This is a genomic window from Shinella sp. CPCC 101442 (assembly GCF_024704725.1).
Taxonomy (GTDB): domain Bacteria; phylum Pseudomonadota; class Alphaproteobacteria; order Rhizobiales; family Rhizobiaceae; genus Shinella.
This window is the reverse complement of record NZ_JALIQS010000003.1, coordinates 440,266-455,727: the sequence shown is the minus strand read 5'-3', so window position 1 is coordinate 455,727 and position 15,462 is coordinate 440,266. Positions and strand designations below refer to the sequence as shown.

General features: G+C 63.4%; 12 protein-coding genes. 8 read left to right on the top strand and 4 right to left on the bottom strand.

Going from position 1 to position 15,462, the window contains the following annotated elements; genetic code table 11:
* The first annotated feature begins 15 nt into the window (after positions 1-15).
* The 8 genes from MUO32_RS12795 to MUO32_RS12760 all read left to right on the top strand — a co-directional run bounded on the left by MUO32_RS12795 (position 16) and on the right by MUO32_RS12760 (position 10,684).
* Positions 16-1,275, top strand: coding sequence for an ABC transporter substrate-binding protein (locus MUO32_RS12795; protein WP_257948682.1), 1,260 nt, complete (start codon positions 16-18; stop codon positions 1,273-1,275).
* A 286-nt stretch (positions 1,276-1,561) separates the two neighbouring features.
* On the top strand, positions 1,562-2,515 hold the full coding sequence (locus MUO32_RS12790) for a carbohydrate ABC transporter permease (RefSeq protein WP_257948681.1): 954 nt from the start codon (positions 1,562-1,564) through the stop codon (positions 2,513-2,515).
* A gap of 15 nt (positions 2,516-2,530) precedes the next feature.
* The gene (locus tag MUO32_RS12785; protein WP_257948680.1) at positions 2,531-3,370 is read left to right on the top strand and encodes a carbohydrate ABC transporter permease; all 840 of its coding nucleotides are present in this window, start codon (positions 2,531-2,533) and stop codon (positions 3,368-3,370) included.
* Positions 3,367-4,431 carry a Gfo/Idh/MocA family protein gene (locus MUO32_RS12780; protein WP_257948679.1) on the top strand — a complete coding sequence of 355 codons (1,065 nt, stop codon included), beginning with the start codon at positions 3,367-3,369 and terminating at the stop codon, positions 4,429-4,431. Before MUO32_RS12785 ends, MUO32_RS12780 begins: the two co-directional genes overlap by 4 nt.
* A gap of 11 nt (positions 4,432-4,442) precedes the next feature.
* Positions 4,443-5,444 carry an ABC transporter ATP-binding protein gene (locus MUO32_RS12775; RefSeq protein WP_257948678.1) on the top strand — a complete coding sequence of 334 codons (1,002 nt, stop codon included), beginning with the start codon at positions 4,443-4,445 and terminating at the stop codon, positions 5,442-5,444.
* A 174-nt stretch (positions 5,445-5,618) separates the two neighbouring features.
* Positions 5,619-6,905: an efflux RND transporter periplasmic adaptor subunit gene (locus tag MUO32_RS12770; RefSeq protein ID WP_257948677.1), complete on the top strand. Its 1,287-nt coding sequence runs from the start codon at positions 5,619-5,621 to the stop codon at positions 6,903-6,905.
* 11 nt (positions 6,906-6,916) lie between these two features.
* Positions 6,917-10,054, top strand: coding sequence for an efflux RND transporter permease subunit (locus MUO32_RS12765; protein WP_257948676.1), 3,138 nt, complete (start codon positions 6,917-6,919; stop codon positions 10,052-10,054).
* A 6-nt stretch (positions 10,055-10,060) separates the two neighbouring features.
* Complete coding sequence (locus tag MUO32_RS12760) at positions 10,061-10,684, top strand: TetR family transcriptional regulator (RefSeq protein ID WP_257948675.1); 624 nt, start codon at positions 10,061-10,063, stop codon at positions 10,682-10,684.
* Here the strand turns inward: MUO32_RS12760 and MUO32_RS12755 are convergent.
* The 4 genes from MUO32_RS12755 to MUO32_RS12740 are packed head-to-tail and all read right to left on the bottom strand — an operon-like array spanning position 10,676 to position 15,317.
* Positions 10,676-10,924 carry an aminopeptidase gene (locus tag MUO32_RS12755; protein WP_257948674.1) on the bottom strand — a complete coding sequence of 83 codons (249 nt, stop codon included), beginning with the start codon at positions 10,922-10,924 and terminating at the stop codon, positions 10,676-10,678. The two genes, MUO32_RS12760 and MUO32_RS12755, sit on opposite strands and share 9 nt — an antisense overlap.
* A 1-nt stretch (position 10,925) precedes the next feature.
* Positions 10,926-12,158, bottom strand: a complete 1,233-nt coding sequence (locus MUO32_RS12750) for an aminomethyltransferase family protein (protein WP_257948673.1) — start codon at positions 12,156-12,158, stop codon at positions 10,926-10,928.
* On the bottom strand, positions 12,155-13,711 hold the full coding sequence (locus MUO32_RS12745) for an NAD(P)/FAD-dependent oxidoreductase (RefSeq protein ID WP_257948672.1): 1,557 nt from the start codon (positions 13,709-13,711) through the stop codon (positions 12,155-12,157). Before MUO32_RS12745 ends, MUO32_RS12750 begins: the two co-directional genes overlap by 4 nt.
* Positions 13,698-15,317, bottom strand: coding sequence for an NAD(P)/FAD-dependent oxidoreductase (locus MUO32_RS12740; RefSeq protein WP_257948671.1), 1,620 nt, complete (start codon positions 15,315-15,317; stop codon positions 13,698-13,700). Before MUO32_RS12740 ends, MUO32_RS12745 begins: the two co-directional genes overlap by 14 nt.
* Positions 15,318-15,462: the final 145 nt, after the last annotated feature.

Sequence of the window (15,462 nt, the reverse complement as noted above, 5' to 3'; positions counted from 1 at the left end):
AAAGGGGAGAATGCAATGACACGCAACGCAATCAAGGGTCTGCTCCTTGCGACCAGCATCCTCGGCACGGCCGGGTTTGCCCAGGCTGCCGACGTCACGCTGACCGTCGAAAGCTGGCGCAACGACGACCTCGCCATCTGGCAGGAAAAGATCATTCCGGCCTTCGAAGCCAAGAACCCTGGTATCAAGGTCGTCTTCGCACCGACCGCGCCGACCGAATACAACGCTGCGCTGAACGCCAAGCTGGACGCCGGTTCGGCCGGTGACCTCATCACCTGCCGCCCGTTCGACGCTTCGCTGGAGCTCTTCAAGAAGGGCCACCTGGCCAGCCTGAACGATCTGCCGGGCATGGAGAACTTCTCGCCGGTCGCCAAGTCCGCCTGGACGACGGACGATGGTGCAACGGCGTTCTGCGTGCCGATGGCTTCGGTCATCCACGGCTTCATCTACAACAAGGATGCCTTCGACACGCTCGGCATCTCTGTTCCGACGACGGAAGCCGAATTCTTCGCCGCCCTCGAAAAGATCAAGGCCGAAGGCAGCTACATCCCGATGGCCATGGGTACGAAGGATCTCTGGGAAGCCGCCACCATGGGCTACCAGAATATCGGCCCGACCTACTGGAAGGGTGAGGAAGGCCGCGCAGCCCTCATCAAGGGCGAACAGAAGCTGACCGACGACGCCTGGGTCGAGCCCTACCGCGTTCTCGCCAAGTGGAAGGATTATCTCGGCGACGGTTTCGAAGCCCAGACCTATCCGGACAGCCAGAACCTCTTCACGCTCGGCCGCGCTGCCATCTACCCGGCCGGCTCGTGGGAAATCGGCCTGTTCAACACGCAGGCCCAGTTCAAGATGGGCGCCTTCCCGCCTCCGGTTAAGAATGCCGGCGACACCTGCTACATCTCCGACCACAACGACATCGGCGTTGGTCTGAACGCAAAGGGCGCAAACCAGGAAGCTGCCAAGAAATTCCTGTCCTTCGTGTCCTCGCCGGAATTCGCTGACATCTACGCCAACTCGCTGCCGGGCTTCTTCAGCCTGAACTCGACGGCCGTGAAGATGGCCGATCCGCTGGCGCAGGAATTCGTTTCCTGGCGTGAAAAGTGCAAGCCGACGATCCGCTCGACCTACCAGATTCTGTCGCGCGGCACGCCGAACCTCGAAAACGAGACCTGGACGGCATCGGCCAACGTCATCAACGGCACGGAAACGCCTGAACAGGCCGCCGAGAAGCTCCAGAAGGGCCTCGACAGCTGGTTCAAGCCGGTCAAGTAAGCCCGGTTTCCGGCTGCTGAACTCTGCTTGAGGAGCGGGCGTCGTCCCGCTCCGGTCCTCTCCCCGTAAAATTCGGGGGGAGGAACCTTGGGCGGCGCGGCTCGAACGATCAGGCGCCTGCCATACCCCTCCCGGTCCCGGTGGACAGAGGGTGCCGAAGGGCAAATTCGGGGCGCGGCCCCGTCACTAATGTGTATGCTGAACTTGTCATGTGCGGCTCACGCTGCCGCGCAGGGCGTTCGCGTATGCGGATTTAACGACAACAAACGGAGGGGCAGGCAGGGCCATGAGCGACACACCTTCTACCCATGATGCAACAGGACCGATCATCAAGCGCCCGACGCGCTGGCATATCGTCGTTTTCCTGCTGCCGGCTTTCATCGTCTATTCGGCGGTCATGATCCTGCCGCTCATCGAAACGTTGCGCCTTTCGCTGTTCAACACCGTGGACGGCCAGTCGACCTTCGTGGGCCTCGCCAATTTCAAGGTTCTGTTCGGCGATGAGCGCTGGGCGCATGACTTCTGGAACGCGCTGAAGAACAACTTCGTCTTCTTCGCGATCCACATGCTGGTGCAGAACCCGATGGGTGTGGCGCTTGCCGCCATGCTGTCGCTGCCGAAGCTGCGCTTCGCCTCGTTCTATCGCACCGCGATCTTCCTGCCGACGCTGCTTTCCTTCGTGATCGTCGGTTTCATCTGGAAGCTGATCCTGTCGCCGATCTGGGGCGTGTCGCCCTTCCTGCTGGATGTCGTCGGTCTGAAATCGCTGTTCGCGCCCTGGCTCGGCCGGCCGAACTCGGCCCTCATCGCGGTTTCGCTGATCTCGGTCTGGCAGTATGTCGGCATCCCGATGATGCTGATCTATGCAGCCCTCCTCAATATTCCCGAAGAAGTCATCGAGGCGGCCGAGTGCGACGGCATCACCGGCTGGAGCCAGTTCTTCAAGATCAAGCTGCCGCTGATCCTGCCTGCCATCGGCATCATCTCGATCCTGACCTTCGTCGGCAACTTCAACGCCTTCGACCTGGTCTATACCGTGCAGGGCGCGCTGGCCGGACCTGACGGTTCGACGGACATTCTCGGCACGCTGCTTTACCGCACCTTCTTCGGTTTCCAGCTCCAGCTCGGCGACCGCTCGATGGGCGCGACGATCGCAACGGTCATGTTCCTCATCATCCTCGCCGGCGTCTCGCTTTATCTCTTCGTCATCCAGCGGCGCATGCGTCGCTACCAGTTCTGATCGGGAGGGCAGGGTATGTCTAAAGCACGCACGTCTCTCACCCGCACGTCGCTCGTTCACCTGGCGCTGATCAGCTACGCGATCATCTCGGTCTTCCCGGTGTTCCTGACGATCATCAACTCGATGAAGGATCGTAACGCGATCTTCCGCAACCCGATGCAGCTGCCGAGCCCGAAGACCTTCGATCTCGTCGGCTACTATACGGTGCTGGGGCAGGGCGACTTCGCCAACTACTTCCAGAACAGCTTCATCGTCACGGTGGCGTCCATCGCGCTGGTGCTGCTGTTCGGAGCGATGGCCGCCTTCGCGCTGTCGGAATATCGCTTCCGCGGCAACACACTGATGGGTCTCTATCTCGCCATCGGCATCATGATCCCGATCCGTCTCGGAACGGTGGCGATCCTTCAGGGCATGGTGGCGACGGGCCTCGTCAACACGCTGACGGCGCTGGTTCTGGTCTATACCGCGCAGGGCATTCCGCTCGCCGTCTTCATCCTCTCGGAATTCATGCGGACCGTCTCCGACGATCTCAAGAATGCCGGGCGCATCGATGGTCTCTCGGAATACTCGATCTTCTTCCGCCTGGTTCTGCCGCTGGTGCGCCCGGCCATGGCGACCGTCGCGGTCTTCACGATGATCCCGATCTGGAACGACCTGTGGTTCCCGCTGATCCTGGCGCCGAGCGAGGCGACCAAGACGGTGACGCTGGGCTCCCAGATCTTCATCGGCCAGTTCGTCACCAACTGGAACGCGGTGCTCGCAGCCCTATCGCTGGCGATCTTCCCCGTCCTCGTCCTCTACCTCGTCTTCTCGCGGCAGTTGATCCGCGGCATCACCTCCGGAGCAGTCAAGTGAGTTCAGCCATGCCCCCCATTCGCGTTCTTTCCGCCGGCCTCGGCAACATGGGCAGAAGCCATGCGCTGGCCTATCACGAAAATCCCGGCTTCGAGATCGTCGGCCTCGTCAATCGCTCGAAGGTTCCGGTTCCTGCCGGGCTGGAAGGCTACGAGATCCACCCGTCGTTCCTCGATGCTCTCCACGAATTCAAGCCCGAACTCTGCTCGATCAGCACCTATTCGGACAGTCATGCCGACTATGCGATCGCGGCGCTCGAAGCCGGTTCGCACGTCTTCCTCGAAAAGCCGCTGGCGACCACGGTCGCCGACGCCGAACGGGTGGTGGCCTGCGCCAAGGCGAACGGCCGCAAGCTGGTCGTCGGCTATATCCTGCGCCACCATCCCTCGTGGATCCGCCTCATCGAGGAAGCGCGCAAGCTGGGCGGTCCCTACGTGTTCCGCATGAACCTGAACCAGCAGTCGAGCGGGCCGACCTGGGCGACCCACAAGGCGCTGATGAACACGACGCCGCCGATCGTCGATTGCGGCGTGCACTATGTCGACGTCATGTGCCAGATCACCGATGCCAAGCCCGTCGAGGTGCGCGGCATGGGCCTGCGGCTGTCTAACGAGATTGCGCCGGACATGTACAATTACGGTCATCTCCAGGTGCTGTTCGACGATGGTTCGCTCGGCTGGTACGAGGCGGCCTGGGGGCCGATGATCTCGGAAACGGCGTTCTTCGTGAAGGACGTCATGTCGCCGAACGGTTCGGTCTCCATCGTGATGGATCCGAACGCCAAGTCCGACGATATCGACACGCACACCAAGACCGCGGTCATCCGCGTTCACAACGCCGCCACCGGCGCCGATGGCAAATTCCTGGCACCGGACGAGGACCTGAAGATGGCCGGCGAACCCGGCCACCAGGAACTCTGCGACCGTGAACAGGCCTATGTTCTGAAGGCCATTCGCGAAGACATCGATCTTACGCGGCACATGGACGATGCGGTGCAGTCGCTGAGGATCTGCCTTGCGGCCGACGAAAGTGTCAGAACCGGTCAAACGGTCAAGCTTTAAGGGGAAATTGGATGGGCTCTCTTCAACTTAAATCCGTACGCAAGTCCTTCGGTACTGTCGACGTGATCAAGGGCATCGATCTCGACGTGAAGGACGGCGAGTTCGTCATCTTCGTCGGCCCCTCCGGCTGCGGCAAGTCCACGCTGCTGCGCATCATCGCCGGCCTTGAGGACGCGACATCAGGCTCCATCACCATCGATGGCGCCGAAGTCGTGACCGTGCCGCCGGCCAAGCGCGGCATTGCCATGGTGTTCCAGTCCTACGCGCTCTACCCGCACCTGAGCGTCAAGGACAATATGGGGCTTGGTCTCAAGCAGGCCGGCACGCCGAAGGACGAGATCGAAAAGCGCGTCTCCAAGGCCTCGGCCATGCTGTCGCTTGAAAAATACCTGGCCCGCCGTCCGGCGGAGCTGTCCGGCGGCCAGCGCCAGCGCGTCGCCATCGGTCGCGCCATCGTGCGTGAACCGAAGCTGTTCCTGTTCGACGAGCCGCTCTCCAATCTCGATGCGGCTTTGCGCGTCAACACGCGCCTCGAGATCGCCAGGCTGCACCGCGAGCTGAAGGCAACCATGATCTACGTCACGCACGACCAGGTCGAGGCGATGACGCTGGCGGACAAGATCGTGGTGCTCGATGCCGGTGTCATCCAGCAGGTCGGCTCGCCGATGGAACTCTACAACCGGCCGGCCAACCTGTTCGTCGCCGGCTTCATCGGTTCGCCGGCCATGAATTTCATCGATGCAGGCCGTCTTGGGGTGACGGACGCCAAGACGATAGGGGTGCGTCCCGAACATCTGTCCCTGTCGCGTGACAATGGCGAATGGCAGGGCAAGGTGGTACATGTCGAGCACCTCGGCGCGGACACGATCATCTATCTCGAATCGGAGAAAGTGGGCCTCATCACCGTTCGTCTGTTCGGCGAGCACCACTACGCCGTTGACGACGTGGTCTTCGCCACTTCGGCGGCCGGCCAGACGCATCGTTTCGATGCAAACGGCAGGGCAATACGATGAGGTCCCTCATCACGAGTTCGTGATCAGGGTGGATTGCCGCCTTACGGTGCGTGATCTACGATTGTCAAACATCAGGAATTAACATACAGCGATGTTTGTATGTTGCGATGCGGTGGTCCTTCGATCACCGCATCTATTCGTTTTCAGCACCCGCCGCCCTTGCCGGCATCGCCTATGGAAGAACCCATGCGTTTCACGAGACCGATTTCGATTGCGACCTTTGGCGCCCTTTTGATCCTCGCCGGCTGCAGCGATGAGCAGGCGCCGCAGGCGGGCTTCTCCTTTCCGCCGCCGCAGGTGGCCGTCGTCACCGTGAAGGCCGAGGACGTGCCGATCACCAACGATCTGCCGGGCCGCATTGCTGCGACCCGCACCGCGGAAGTGCGCCCGCGTGCGTCCGGCATCATCGTCGAGCGCGTCTTCGAGCAGGGCTCGCTGGTCAAGGAAGGCGACGTGCTCTACCGGATCGATCCGGCGCCGTTCAAGTTGCTGGTCGATAGTGCCGAGGCGACGCTGCGTCGCGCCAAGGCCGTGCAGGCCCAGGCGAAGAACGACACGATCCGCCAGGAGCAGCTGAAGAAGTCGAACGTTTCGTCCGCCCAGAATTATGACGATGCCGTCGCCAAGCTCGCCCAGGCTGACGCAGATGTCGCGATTGCCGAGGCCGGTCTGGCGACCGCCAAGCTCAATCTCGAATATACCGAGGTCAAGGCGCCGATCAGCGGCCGCATCGGCCGCGCGCTGATCACCGAAGGTGCGCTGGTTTCGACCAGCGGCACGGAAAATCTCGCGACGATCCAGCAGCTCGACCCCGTCTATGCCGACTTCACCCAGTCGGCGACCGACCTCATCCGCCTGCGCAAGTCGCTGGAGGATGGCGCTCTGATGGCCGACAACAACTCGGCCGAAGTCAAGCTCGTGCTGGACGATGGCTCGCCCTATCCGCAGCCGGGCAAGCTGCTGTTCTCCGAAGCCGCAGTCGACGAGACGACCGGCCAGGTGACGCTGCGCGGCGAATTTCCGAACCCCGATGGCGATCTCCTTCCGGGCATGTATGTGCGCGTTCAGGTCGAGCAGGGCATTGAGAAGAACGCCGTTCTGGTGCCGCAGCAGGCCGTGCAGCGTGATGCTTCAGGCAGCGCTCTCGTCTATGTCATTTCCGCCGACAACAAGGCCGGCACGCGCCCCGTTCGCATCGGTCGCGCGGCCGGTACGCGCTGGGTCATCACCGATGGCCTGAAGGACGGCGAGAAGATCATCGTCGAAGGCTTCCAGAAGGTTCAGCCGGGCGCAGAAGTCGTGCCCTCCGAATGGGATCCGAATGCCGTAGCGAATGCTGGCAAGCCGGCAGCCGAAGGCGGCGACGCCAAGGCTGATGAAGCCAAGACTGACGACGCCAAGGCAGGTGAAGCCGGCAAGGCCGAAGGCGGCGATGCCGCCAAGACCGAGCAGGCGAAGTAAGGACCGGAACGATGCCCAGTTTCTTTATCGACAGGCCGATTTTCGCCTGGGTCGTCGCGATCTTCATCATGATCGCCGGCGCCATCTCCATCCCGCTGCTGCCGATCTCGCAGTATCCGGATGTGGCTCCGCCGCAGATTTCTGTCTCGACCACCTATTCCGGCGCGTCGTCGCAGGACACCTACCAGAGCGTCACCAAGCTCATCGAGGATGAGCTGAACGGCGTCGAGGGCATGCTGTACTTCGAATCGACCTCGAGTGCTTCGGGTTCGGCCGAAATCAACATCACCTTCGCGCCGGGCACAGACCCGAGCCAGGCGTCCGTCGACGTGCAGAACCGCATCAGCCGCGTCGAACCGCGCCTGCCCGATTCCGTGCGCCGCCAGGGCGTGCAGGTGGAAGAGGCCGGCTCCGGCTTCCTGCTCATCGTCTCGCTCACCTCGACGGACGGCTCGATGGATGCCATCAGCCTCGGCGACTACCTGAACCGAAACGTGCTCTCGGAAGTCCAGCGCGTGCCCGGCGTCGGCCGCGCGCAGCTCTTTGCGACCCAGCGCTCGATGCGTGTCTGGCTCGATCCGGCCAAGATGCTCGGTCTTAACCTGACGGCAGCGGATATCACCGCCGCCGTTCAGGCGCAGAACGCGCAGATCGCCGCCGGTTCCATCGGCGCCCAGCCGAACCCGATCACCCAGCAGATCGCAGCCCCGGTCAACATCCGTGGCCAGCTGACGACGCCGGAGGAATTCGGCGCCATCGTGCTGCGCGCCAATGCGGATGGCTCTGCCGTGCGCCTGCGTGACGTTGCGCGTGTGGAAGTGGGCGGCGAGACCTATTCGTTCTCGACCCGCCTCAACGGCCAGCCGTCCGCCGCTATCGGCGTCCAGCTTTCGCCGAGCGGCAACGCTATGGAAACCTCGGCCGCGATCAAGGCGCGTATGGACGAGCTTTCCAAGTTCTTCCCGCCGGGCCTCGAATACTCGATCCCCTATGACACGTCGCCCTTCGTGAAGGTGTCGATCGAGAAGGTTCTGCATACGCTGCTCGAAGCCGTCGGCCTCGTGTTCCTCGTGATGTTCCTGTTCCTGCAGAACATCCGCTACACGATCATCCCGACGCTCGTCGTGCCCGTCGCGCTGCTCGGCACCTGCGCCGTCATGCTCGCCATGGGATTCTCGATCAACGTGCTCACCATGTTCGCCATGGTGCTCGCCATCGGCATTCTCGTCGACGATGCTATCATCGTCGTCGAAAACGTCGAGCGCATCATGTCGGAAGAGGGGCTGCCGCCGAAGGAGGCGACCCGCAAGGCAATGAAGCAGATCACCGGCGCCGTCATCGGCATCACGCTGGTGCTCGCCTCGGTGTTCATCCCGATGGGCTTCTTCCCGGGCGCCGTGGGCGTCATCTACCAGCAGTTCTCGCTGACGATGGTCGTCTCGATCCTGTTCTCCGCTTTCCTCGCCCTGTCGCTGACCCCGGCGCTTGCCGGCAGCTTCCTGAAGCAGGTGCCGAAGGGCCATCACCACACCAAGCGCGGCTTCTTCGGCTGGTTCAACCGCGGCTTCGACCGGACCTCGCACGCCTATAGCGGCAGCGTCGGCTGGCTGGTGCGCCGCACCGGCCGCGTGATGGTGATCTATCTCGCGATCCTCGTCGGCCTCGGCTACATGTTCATGAAGCTGCCGTCCTCGTTCCTGCCGGATGAGGACCAGGGTTTCGTCATCGTCATGATGCAGCTGCCCTCGGAAGCGACCGGCCACCGCACAGACGAGGTGCTTGCCCAGACCGAAAAGATCTTCGGCCAGGAAAAGGCCGTCGATACCATCGTCGGCATCAACGGCTTCTCGTTCTTCGGTGCGGGCCAGAATGCCGGCCTTGCCTTCGTGACGCTGAAGGACTGGTCCGAACGCGGGCCGGAGGATGCCGCGCAGTCGATTGCCGGCCGTGCGAGCATGGCGATGAGCCAGATCAAGGACGCGATCAGCTTTGCGCTGTCGCCGCCGCCGATCCAGGGTCTCGGCACGACGGGCGGTTTCTCGTTCCGTCTCCAGGACCGTGCGGGTCTCGGCCAGCAGGCGCTGTCGGCCGCGCGTGACCAGCTTCTCGGCCTCGCCGCCCAGAGCAATGTCGTGGCGGGCGTGCGCGTCGAGGGCATGCCGGATGCGGCCCAGGTCAATGTCGTGATCGACCGCGAGAAGGCCAACACCTTCGGTGTGACCTTCGCCGACATCAACACGACGATCTCGACCAATCTCGGTTCGACCTACGTCAACGACTTCCCGAATGCCGGGCGCATGCAGCGCGTGACGGTCCAGGCGGATCAGAACGAACGCATGCAGGTGGCCGATCTCCTGAACCTGAATGTCAGGAACGCCTCGGGCGGCATGGTGCCGATCTCCGCCTTCGCCACGGCGGAGTGGACGATGGCGCCGACGCAGACGGTCGGCTACAACGGCTACCCGTCCGTCCGCTTCAGCGGCGATACGAAGCCGGGCTTCTCGTCCGGTGACGCGATTGCGGAAATGCAGCGGCTCGCCGCCCAGCTTCCGCCGGGCTTCGGCTACGAGTGGACGGGCCAGTCGTTGCAGGAAATCCAGTCCGGTTCGCAGGCGCCGATCCTGGTCGGCCTCTCGATCCTCCTGGTGTTCCTGTGCCTCGCAGCGCTCTATGAGAGCTGGTCGATCCCGTTCGCGGTCATCCTCGTCGTGCCGCTCGGCGTCATCGGTTCTGTCCTCGCGGTGACGATGCGCGACATGTCGAATGACGTGTACTTCAAGGTGGGTCTGATCGCGATCATCGGCCTGTCGGCGAAAAACGCGATCCTGATCATCGAGTTCGCCAAGGAGCTCATGGAGGACGGCAAGTCGCTGATCGACGCGACCATCGAGGCCTGCCACCTGCGCTTCCGCCCGATCCTGATGACCTCGCTCGCCTTCACGCTCGGCGTTCTGCCGCTTGCGATCGCCACGGGCGCAAGCTCGGGCAGCCAGCGCGCCATCGGTACGGGCGTGATGGGCGGCATGATCACCGCCACCGTGCTCGCCATCTTCTTCGTGCCCGTCTTCTTCGTCTTCGTGATGAAGCTGTTCGGCTACGGGAAAAAGAAGGAGGAGCCGGCTCCGGCGGCGACAAGCCCGGCGGAGTAGGTAGCCATGCGCCGGACCAAGGCGGAGGCCAAGGAAACCCGCCAGCAGATCCTGCTGGCGGCAGAAAAGGTCTTCTACGAAAAGGGTGTCGCCCATGCCTCGATGGAGGATGTGGCGCGCGTCGCGGGGGTTACCCGCGGCGCCATCTACTGGCACTTCGCCAACCGGGCGGATCTGGTGCTGGAACTCTACAACTCGCTTCCGATGCCGCAGGAAGAGCTGATTGCCCGCGAACTGGAAGCCGAGAATGCCGACGTGTTCGGCGTGCTCGAACGGGTGGGGCGGGAGTGGCTGGAAATGCTCGCCACCGACGAACACCGCCAGCGCATCCTGTCGATCCTCTTGCGCTGCGATACATCGGGTGAGTTCGCCGCCATCTCCGAACGCCAGAACGATCTCGACGACGAACACATGCAGGCGCTCGAAGCGGCTTTTGCAAAGGCCGAAGGGCAGGGCAAGCTCGGCGGCACCTGGACGCCGCGTTCGGCGGCCTCCATGCTGCGCTGGGTCATCAAGGGGCTGTGCTCGGAATGGCTGCTGTTCGGCCGCCGGTTCGATATCGCCAGCGAAGGCAAGGAGGCTCTCCGCCGGCTGTTTGCGACGTATTCGGCTCCCACGCCATCAACCTGATCCGCGGCGGAAGGCTTCCAGGCGTTCGATCCACGCTGCGCCGACCTCCCAACGCCGCAGCACGGACACCGGATCCTCCGCATCGAGCCGCGAACAGATGCGATAGATTTCCAGCACTTCCGGCGCCATCTCGCCGCGCTGGCAGAAATACATCGCCGCCGCATACCGCGCGCGCCCGGACCATTCGGCGCCGGGCGGAAGGGCAATGATCTCCCAGTTGCGTCGGGTTTCCTCGTCCATCCTACTTGAGGCCGGGCGGCGTTGCGGTGCGGCGGGCGAGCTTGACGAAGGGACGGGGCACGATTTTCGCGCGCTTCATCATCTTCTGGTATTTCAGCTCGCGCAAAGCATAGATCTCCACCCAGAGATTTCCCGTGAATTTCGAACCGTAGGGCCGTTCCAGGCTGGCGATGGCGATGTTGCGCTTGGCCGTCGGCGACCAGATCGCGGCGGTGACGAGGCCTGCCTCATGCTTCTGCCGATGGTAGACGATGGCGTGCTCGGCGGAAATATTCCCTTCGATTTCAAGGCCTACCAGGATGTGCTTGAGAGTCTGATTCCGCCGTGCATCGAGGATCGCGCGGCGACCGTTGAAGTTCGGCTTGTCCGGATCGACGAGCCATTCCAGGCCGATTTCGTCCGGCATGCGCACGCGGTCGGCGCGCAGCGCCGCTTCGGCGGTCATGAAGTCCGCATTGGCGACGATGAAGCCGGCCTCGATGCGGGTCTGGTTGAGCGCGCCGTAGCCGATGGCGCGGATGGCATGGGTCTCGCCCGCAGCCCACAGGCGATCCCACAGGGAGAGCGCTTTGGCACGCGGCACGAACAGCTCGTAGCCGAGATCGCCGGTGAAGCCGGTGCGCGAGATCGTCACCTCTCCGCCCTCATGCGGGAAAGTGGCGATGTCGAAGGGTTTCAGCTTTTCCGCGCCGACGAAACCGGCATCGCGCAGCACGGCGTAGCTGGTCGGACCTTGAAGCGCGAGGCCGGCGATTTCCTCCGTCTCCTCGCGGATATCGACGGTGAAGCCGAAGGCACTGTCGACGAGCCAGGGTAGGTGGCGTTCCTGGCAGCAGAGGCGGAATTCCTGCTCGCCGAGGCGGAACAACGTGCCGTCGTCGAGCACATGGCCGTGGTCGTCGCACCAGGCGGTGTAGTGCACGCGGTTGAGCCCGAGTTTTCGCACGTCGCGTAGCGTCAGGCGGTTGAGGTAGCGTTCCGCATCCGGGCCGGCGATGTGGTATTTCACCATCGGCGAGATGTCGAAGAGCGCGGCGGTGGAGCGGATGGCGAAATATTCGAGCTCGCCGTCGGTGAGCGAATGCGGTGCCTTGTAGCCGGCCCAATTGTACCAGTCGTTGACCTCGCTGATCGCCATCAGGCGGTCGTGGAACGGCGTTTCGAGGCGGGGCAGGCGGATATGGTCGCGAGCGGCGCGGCGCAGGTCGGCGGCGGACTTGGTCATGGCGTTCATGCTGTCGCTCCCGAAAGGATGTGGCGCGCGGCGTTCCAGCCCGGCAGGCCGGAAATGCCGCCGCCCGGATGCGCGCCCGCGCTGGCGAGATAGAGGCCTTCGATCGGCGTGGTGTAGCCTGATGCGGCCCCCGTCGGCCGGTTGACGAGCAGCTGGTCGGCCTGCAGCTCGCCGTGGTGCCAGTGACCGCCCGGCAGATTGTATTCCGCCTCGATATCAACCGGTGTCATCAGATTGGCTGCGAGGATGGATTTGCCGATGCCGGGCGCGTGGCGTTCCAGCACGTCCAGCACGATCTTCAGGAAGGCCGGCTTGCCTTGCTCCCATCCCGCCTTGAGGCGGTAGGGAGCAAATTGTACGAGGGCCGAGAGCGTGCAGCCGCCGGCCGCTGCCAATGATGGATCGGCAAGGCTCGGCAGCGTGATCTCCATGACCGGATCGGTAGAGAACTCGCCGTACTTCGCCGGGTTGAAGGCCGTCTCGACCTGCTCCTTGGAGCGGACCAGCACGATGCGTCCGTTGCGGGCTTCCACCGGCAGGCCGGTGAAGTCGGGGACGCGCTCCAGTGCGAGGTCCAGCTTGGCGACATTGCCGTAGCTGCGCACGTTCTTCACCGAACGCACGAAGCCGGTGCCGCTTTCGGCGGGATCGACGAGGTGAAGGAACGTCGTCTGTGGATGGACGGCCGAAACGACGATGGGGGCAAGGATCTCCGTGCCGTCGCCGAGAACGACGCCGCTGGTCCGGCCGCGGTCGGCGAGGATGCGGCCGACGGGCGTCGCGCAGCGAATGGTGACGCCGGCCTTTTCCGCGGCGCGCACGAAGGCGGGCGCAACGCTTGCCATGCCGCCTGATGGGATGAACTGACCACCGGTTCTCCCGGCGACGTCGCCGGTCAGGCGATAATAGAGACCGAGCAGGGAGGTCGGCGAGCGGGGGCCGAGATGGATGCCCAGTGTGGCGTCGAAGGCGAGCAGGCCTTTCAGGCGGTCGTCCGTCAGATATTCGTCGGTGACGTCGGCGACGTTCATCAGCAGCATGCGTAGGAAATCGCGGCTCTCGCTGCGACCCCTGCGGATCAGGCTGAGGCCGGCGGTGGCGAGGGTCGAGATGTCGCCAAGCGAGATCGCGCCGATCTGCGGCGGCGGGCGGCGCAGGAAGCGTTTCAGGATGCCGGCCTGGAAGATCAGTTTCTTGCGCATCGCAGCGAAGGCGACAGCTTCATCGGCGGAGACGCCGTCGATGCTTTCGCCATAGGCGCCGTGAAGGGTGATGGCCTTGCCGGAACCGTCGAGCACCGTCGTCGGCAGCAGTTTTTCTTCGCCCTTGAGGTCGAGCCCGATATCGCGGGCAACTTCCGCATCCAACCGGTTGACGAGATGGGCGAGGCCGGCGGACCGGAAGCCGGGGGCAAACTCACGGCCGCGCGCCGCGCCGCCCGGTTCGCTCGCCGCTTCCAGCACCAGAACGCGCCGGCCGCCCTTGGCAAGCCGGGTTGCGGCGGCAAGGCCGTTGTGTCCGGCGCCGATCACGATGGCATCAAATGACGTCATGGGCTTTGCTCATCTGTTCAGGGACGCGCTTGAGATCGCGCAGGATTTCGGCGGCGGCGTTGCGGCCGGGCGCGCCCATCACCCCGCCGCCCGGATGGGTGGAGGAGCCGCACATATAGAGGCCGTGGATCGGGCTGCGGTACTGCGCGTAACCGGGGACCGGCCGGTTGAAGAGAAGCTGGTCGAAGGTGAGTTCGCCCTGGAAGATATTGCCCTCGGTGAGACCGACTTCCGCCTCGATCTCGCGCGGCGTGCGCACTTCCATATGCACGATGCGGTCGCGGAAGCCGGGCGAGTAATCGGCGATCTGGCTGATGACGGTTTCGGCGAAGGCGTCCCGGTCGGCATCCGTCCAGTCGCGGCCCTCCACTTTCGGCGGGCAATATTGCACGAAGCAGCTCATGAAGTGTTTTCCCGGCGAGGTCATGGTCGGATCGAGCAGGGTCGGGATCATCATGTCGAGGAACGGATCGGCCGACCAGCACCCGGCCTTCCAGTCGTCATAACCGCGTTCCATGCGCTCGATCGAATCGGTGAAATGCATGTCGCCGCGAATGCAGTTCGAGCCATCGGGTAGCGCCGGAAACTCCGGCAGGCTGTCGAGTGCGATGTTCACCTTGCCGGAGGAGCCGCGCATCTTGAAATGCTTGACGCGGTGGACGAAATCGCCGGGCAGGTCCGTTTCCTCGACCAGCTTCAGGAAGGTGCGTTTCACGTCGGCATTGGAGACGACGAGATTTGCGCGCACCTCGTCGCCATTGGCCAGAACGACACCTGTCGTGCGACCACCGCGGGTCAAAATCTTCGCGACTTCGGCGTCCGTGCGGATCGTGCCGCCGGAGGCCTGGAAGGAGCGCGACAGCGCCTGCGTCACCGCGCCCATGCCGCCGCGCGCATAACCCCAGGCGCCGACCGAGCCGTCCACCTCACCCATGTAGTGATGCAGGAGCACATAGGCCGTGCCAGGCGACATGGGGCCCAGCGCCGTGCCGATGATGCCCGACAGCGCCAGATAGGCCTTGATGACGTCGGTTTCGAAATATTCGTCGAGAAAGTCGGAGATCGACATGGTCCAGAAACGCAGCGTCTCGGCCATTTCATGCGGGCTGAACTCACCAAACTTCTTGGCGAGATAGAGCAGTTCCGAAATGTCGCGCGGGCGAAAACCGAACGGGTCGGGGGCGGTGCGCATCAACAGCGGCTGGATGAAGCGGCACTGGCGCGTCACGTCGCGGGCATAGCGCTCGTAGGCTTCCGCATCGCGCTTGGAATAGCGGGCGAATTCGCGCCGGTGGCTGTCGTGGTCGCGGTAGGACGCGAGGTAGTCGCCATCGCGGGTGAAGACCGCGCCACCCTCATAGGAGATGACCTGAAGGCCGTGTTTGGGCAGTTCCAGATCGCGCATGATCTCCGGCCGGAACAGCGAGCAGACATAGGAACAGTTGGAGTAGAGGAAACCGGGCGTCAACTCGCGACTGGTGGCGGCCCCACCGACCCAGCCGTTCTTTTCCACCACGAGGACATTGAGGCCGGAACGCTGGAGATAACAGGCGGTCACCAACCCGTTATGGCCGCCGCCGACGATCAGGGCATCGTACTTTTGCATTTTTGATGTCTCCCTTGTTTCTAAAAGCTGCATCAAAAGCAAAATGTTGTCCAGATATTCTGAATGATCATTCAGCAAGTATCTTGCAATCGCCTGATTATGCGCTAGAATTTCGATCCATGGGAAAGCGCACCGGCCGCGAGGC

Bases quoted from the DNA above. Each gene is read 5' to 3' on its own strand.
- MUO32_RS12750 (WP_257948673.1), bottom strand. From the start codon at position 12,158: ATGAACGCCATGACCAAGTCCGCCGCCGACCTGCGCCGCGCCGCTCGC.
- MUO32_RS12765 (WP_257948676.1), top strand. From the start codon at position 6,917: ATGCCCAGTTTCTTTATCGACAGGCCGATTTTCGCCTGGGTCGTCGCG.
- MUO32_RS12775 (WP_257948678.1), top strand. From the start codon at position 4,443: ATGGGCTCTCTTCAACTTAAATCCGTACGCAAGTCCTTCGGTACTGTC.
- MUO32_RS12790 (WP_257948681.1), top strand. From the start codon at position 1,562: ATGAGCGACACACCTTCTACCCATGATGCAACAGGACCGATCATCAAG.
- MUO32_RS12745 (WP_257948672.1), bottom strand. From the start codon at position 13,711: ATGACGTCATTTGATGCCATCGTGATCGGCGCCGGACACAACGGCCTT.
- MUO32_RS12795 (WP_257948682.1), top strand. From the start codon at position 16: ATGACACGCAACGCAATCAAGGGTCTGCTCCTTGCGACCAGCATCCTC.
- MUO32_RS12785 (WP_257948680.1), top strand. From the start codon at position 2,531: ATGTCTAAAGCACGCACGTCTCTCACCCGCACGTCGCTCGTTCACCTG.
- MUO32_RS12740 (WP_257948671.1), bottom strand. From the start codon at position 15,317: ATGCAAAAGTACGATGCCCTGATCGTCGGCGGCGGCCATAACGGGTTG.
- MUO32_RS12755 (WP_257948674.1), bottom strand. From the start codon at position 10,924: ATGGACGAGGAAACCCGACGCAACTGGGAGATCATTGCCCTTCCGCCC.
- MUO32_RS12770 (WP_257948677.1), top strand. From the start codon at position 5,619: ATGGAAGAACCCATGCGTTTCACGAGACCGATTTCGATTGCGACCTTT.
- MUO32_RS12760 (WP_257948675.1), top strand. From the start codon at position 10,061: ATGCGCCGGACCAAGGCGGAGGCCAAGGAAACCCGCCAGCAGATCCTG.